1 protein-coding gene is annotated in these 2169 nt (G+C 67.6%); it reads right to left on the reverse strand.

Features of this window, described 5'->3' with window-relative positions:
* Positions 1 to 35: 35 nt before the first annotated feature.
* The gene (locus tag ACFYZE_RS36065) at positions 36 to 2114 is read right to left on the reverse strand and encodes an ISAzo13 family transposase (RefSeq protein ID WP_389003923.1); all 2079 of its coding nucleotides are present in this window, start codon (positions 2112 to 2114) and stop codon (positions 36 to 38) included.
* Between the last annotated feature and the right edge of the window lie 55 nt (positions 2115 to 2169).

Raw genomic sequence — 2169 nt, forward strand, 5'->3', positions numbered from 1 at the left:
GAAGCCGTAAAGAATTAACTTGTCGGTGTGTCGGTTTACTCGTCCGCGGCCGCGAGAAGATCGGGGGCGGTGCGGTAGCGGGTGGCGGCCGGGGGTGGGAGGAGTCCGCCTTCCGCAAGCAGGGGCCGGATCTCGCGGACGACGTTCCCGACCGAGGACCTGCTCACGTCCCCCAGCGCGTCGGCAAGGACGTCCAGGGTGCACAGTTTCCGCAGGTAGAGGATGGCGACCACGACGCGCTCTCTGTCACCCAGCTTCTGGGGGAAGACTCCGCCGCGGCTGCCCGGCTGGCGATCGGCGCCCCGGCGCTGGTAGGAGGCCCGTTCAACCTGGGCAACCTGGCGTGGAGAGAGCCGGCGAGTGAGCTCATCCAGCTCCGCGGGGGACATGCCCGTAAGCCGCGGATGGGACAGGCTCTCCATGATCCGGGTGCGCGGCGGGGTCTGGTCGGTGTCGAGGAAGGCCATCAGCGCGTCCGCCCTGGTGAACCGGCTGGGGGCATATCCGGGCTGGTGACCGTGGTCCTCCAGGACTCGGCGGGTCTCGGCGACAAGGTGGCCGACGCATTCAGGGGTGACCTCCAGCATGTCGGCCAGCAGCTTCATCGAGCAGACCTGTCGCTGGTAGAGGAGAGTGAGCAGAACCCGGGCGGCGTCGTCGAACAGCGGCTTGGCCCGCTGATTGCCGGTGGCGCGCCGGGCCCGTCCACCGCGCTGCTCGCTGTAGCGTTCCTGGGACCGGGCGGCCTGCAGCGGGGCCAACTCAGCGCGTAAATCCGCGAGTTCCGTACTACTCAGCCCGGTCAGGCGGGGGTCCGTCAGGCGGGCGAGAAGCTCGCGGCGCCGGCCGGAGACGCCGTGTGCCTCGCTGGTGGGCAGGGCCTGCGGTGCGGAGGCTTCGGGCAGCAGGGTGTAGTTCCACTGGCCGTGGACCTCGTGCCGGACCAGCGGCAGCGCGGCGAAGCGATCCTTACTGATCGCGATGCCCGTGGGGTAGTCGCCGGGGTCCAGTTGGGCCTCAACGCGCAGACCGGCCCGGGTGCGGGTGGCGGCGATCGTCTCAATGACGACGTCATGGCTGGTCAGCGGCCTGCCACGCCAGTTGTGGGTGATGTGGGAGAACAGCCGGTGCTCGATTTTGTTCCATTTACTTGTGCCCGGAGGAAAGTGACACACAGTGATCGTCAGTCCGGTTTCGGCGGCCAGAGCAGCCAGTTCGCTCTTCCAGACCCGATAGCGGTAACCGTTGGAGCCGCCCGCATCCGAGGTGATCAGCAGCCGTGAGGCCTTCGGGTAGTCGAGGCTGCCACGACAGCGCCACCAGCGGCGGATGGACTCGACCGCGAAGACCGACGTGTCGTGGTCGACACCGACGTTGACCCAGCCGGTGTTGCGGGCGATGTCGTAGATCCCGTACGGGATCGCCTGCTGAACGTCCGGGCCGCTGAAGAAGAAGTGATGGTCCTCCACCTCGACCGGTTCGCCCCTGGGCCGCCACTCCCGGCCGGCCATCGGCAGCCGTCCGATCTGCTCCCGCTTCTTCGTGTCCACGCTGATCACCGGCTCACTGTCGGCCTGGTGCTGCTTGACCTGCTCGTTGATATAGCGGAACTGAGCATCCCGGTCGGGATGCTGGGCACCCTCGAGCGTCTTGACGTTCGCCTGCAGGCTGAAGCCCTCCTGCTTGAGCAGCCGCCCCACCGTCGGCGCGGACACCGGGTGCCCCTGCCGGGTCAGCTCCTCGGCCAGGTTCCGTAGCGACTTCGTCGTCCACCGCAGCGGCGACATCGGATCACCCCGCTCGTCCGGCTCGACCAGGCCCAACAAGGCTTTGAGCAGGGCAGGATCGTTGGCTTCGGCCAGCTTGCGGCCTCCGCCTGGTGCACGCACTCGGCCGTCCGGCAATGGCCCGGCCCCCGCTTCCAGCTCCGACACGCCACGACGCACGGTCGTCTCGCTGACCTGCGCGATCCGCGCTACCGCCCGTATCCCGCCATGCCCGATCAGTCGGGCCTCGGTAGCCAAGGCCAGCCGCCGCTGTCGCTCGTTGAGATGGGGCAACAACACCGAGAACCTGCACTGGAGTTGGGAACAGATCTCCTCCGGAACCGCCATACCCTGACAACGAGCCCACACCTGTAAAGCAGCACCTTGATTCTTTACGGCTTCA

It is taken from the genome of Streptomyces sp. NPDC001796, assembly GCF_042892355.1.
GTDB lineage: Bacteria > Actinomycetota > Actinomycetes > Streptomycetales > Streptomycetaceae > Streptomyces.

What these genes read in the sequence shown, in the direction of transcription:
- ACFYZE_RS36065 (WP_389003923.1), bottom strand. Translation starts at nt 2,114, where the DNA reads ATGGCGGTTCCGGAGGAGATCTGTTCCCAACTCCAGTGCAGGTTCTCG.